The organism is Psychrobacter sp. SZ93C1, from assembly GCF_015864635.1.
In the GTDB taxonomy this organism is placed as follows: Bacteria; Pseudomonadota; Gammaproteobacteria; order Pseudomonadales; family Moraxellaceae; genus Psychrobacter; species Psychrobacter fozii.
Genome location: NZ_JADYWY010000021.1, coordinates 1 through 2,306, shown reverse-complemented (window position 1 = coordinate 2,306; position 2,306 = coordinate 1). Strand labels below are relative to the sequence as shown.

The window sequence follows — 2,306 nt, the reverse complement described above, 5'->3', positions numbered from 1 at the left end:
GTGTGACTTGCTGAGGTGTGCCAAATTCGCCACTATCTGCCAAAAAGTTAAATGGATACGGTTTTTTGGTCAACTTGATACATAGATTCATAATCATTTGAGGATTACTTTCATTATTCAGATCAGGCCATGCCAATAATCGCAAGTTCTTGTCTTGATAGTATTCGTCAGGAACTGTGTCAGATTTTTCTATATCAATGAAAGGCTTAATACGTTTTTTTTGATAGTCATCAAAATTATTTAAGGTAGGGCTATTTTTTTCAACAAAAGCATCAAAAAGAGTGCCTTGATCAACAAAGTCAAAAACGCTAACGCCCCAATTGGGAAAACTCCGCTGAGCAACACGCACGTTCAGAAAAACCCAAATATCTTCGTGTCTAGGATCGGCAGCTATCTTAGCCATGAGTTTGTCTACTTCAAGATGCGGCCCTTCTAATACTTGGAAATACTGACCTTCACGATAAGAGATGATCCCAGTGATTTGCGACTTTGGGTTATGTTCACGAGAGGCACTAATAATCTCTGATAACCCCGTAGGCATACGAACACTATGATCACGAACTGGCGCTTTACTGACGTATGCAATACATTTCATTTTGCCACCATTTAATAAGACATCCAGTTTAGTGAAATCATTGTTGTATACAGAGATCACATTCGTTATGTAAGACGATTACATAACGAATATAATCTTGTTGCTGATGCTTTTAAATAAAGTAAAAGCAACAAGAGTGTTTTGATAAACTATTCGTTGGCTTAAATATTGCCAACCAAATTATATTTCTATATTTTTATCTACTGTTTGCACTTTACGACGTGCTAATGCAAGATTGGCTTTTGATTTATCAAGCACCAAGTAAATGAACAGATCTTCGTGATTATGAGTAGGACGAAGGATATGTATCTGAGATTCCAACGTAATTAGCATATCCTCGATTTCACCTTTGATATCAAGTGACTTCATGGTAGCGACTTTCGCTTTGACCACTTGTGAGTTGCCTGCAGCAGCAAGCTCTAGATCAACACCGCCACCAGTCATACCCAGTACCATGCCTGACATATAGTCAACAATACAGGCACCCATAGCGCCATCAAGGCTCATTAATTCTTGTAAAGACTCATTGATATTTGACATTCTTATTCCTATCTACTTGGTTGTGGTTCAATAAAGTAATGCTAATTTGTGAGATGTTCATAATAATAGAACATCAATAACCAAGTGTGTTTCTTAGTACAGATAATGTACTGTACTTATTAAGAAAACTAATATTACTTGGTAGATTCCATTATACTCTATATATTAGAAAATAAATCACAGTCAGTTAACCGTTCATAACCAAATAACTGCCATTGGGTAAGAAAAACAAAAAACCCAAAGGTTTTATAACTTTTAATTTAAAATAATTCTTATTTACGTTTCGATTCACTGGATTATTTCATTCAAAAAATCAAAAAAACACAGTCAATAATTGAATAAAATTCTTAGACAAATAATAGCTTATCTTTTTAATTATTATTGATAGAAACTAATGAACCCTTGTTACAAGGGCTCTAATATAGACAGCATTTCAAATCTAAAAGATAATCAATATCACTATTTAAAAAATCATTTATAATAAAAAAATTTTATTATCTATCGTATTTTATGTTTTCAATAAAAGTGTGTTTTATTTGATTATTATGCTCCTTTACTTCCCTTTCAATCGAACTACTTAATTAATTCACTTTATCGAATATATTTTTAATATCTTTTTTCAAGTATATTATTTATGACTTATGTTTATTCTCTGATTTTCAATTTAAACATCTAGGGCTATAAAAAAAGCGCCCCTCAACTGATTGTTGAGTGGCGCTTTCTATTTTGATCTTAGAATTTGATAAATACCAGAGTAGCTATAATAGCTATGCGACTGCATTTGTCTTCAAAGACAAATCACCCTACTCTCTAATAGCAGAGATTTCTCCAATCAGCTTCTTAGTCTTATATCGTGCTTCTGCCAATGCCATCTTATTGTGGGCAACCACCGTCAACACACAAGGCTTACCAATATAGTCCGTTTTGACGAATAGTATATTCCCAGAAGTGGCTTCAACAATCGCAATATTACATTGGCCTTGCTTCATTTGCTTTGCAGACGAATCGCTTAGTGAAGACAGTGTGCTGCTCATCGCTGCAAACTTATCCGCTTGGTTACTAAGCTCGCTGACTGAGAAGCAGCTGATAGGAAAGCCATCTGTGGTACAGAGGCTGACCAATATAATTTCTCTATTAGCATCACATAAAGTTTTGATGTGGCTTAGTAATG

At 34.5% G+C, this 2,306-nt stretch carries 3 protein-coding genes; all 3 read right to left on the bottom strand.

The features are described 5' to 3' along the window. Positions 1-595: BLUF domain-containing protein (locus tag I6E83_RS14590; RefSeq protein WP_197102964.1), on the bottom strand; the 595-nt coding region annotated here is incomplete at its 3' end. A gap of 180 nt (positions 596-775) precedes the next feature. Continuing rightward, positions 776-1,135, bottom strand: a complete 360-nt coding sequence (locus I6E83_RS14585) for a hypothetical protein (protein WP_110924447.1) — start codon at positions 1,133-1,135, stop codon at positions 776-778. 803 nt (positions 1,136-1,938) lie between these two features. Next, positions 1,939-2,306: roadblock/LC7 domain-containing protein (locus I6E83_RS14580; protein ID WP_197101512.1), on the bottom strand; the 368-nt coding region annotated here is incomplete at its 5' end.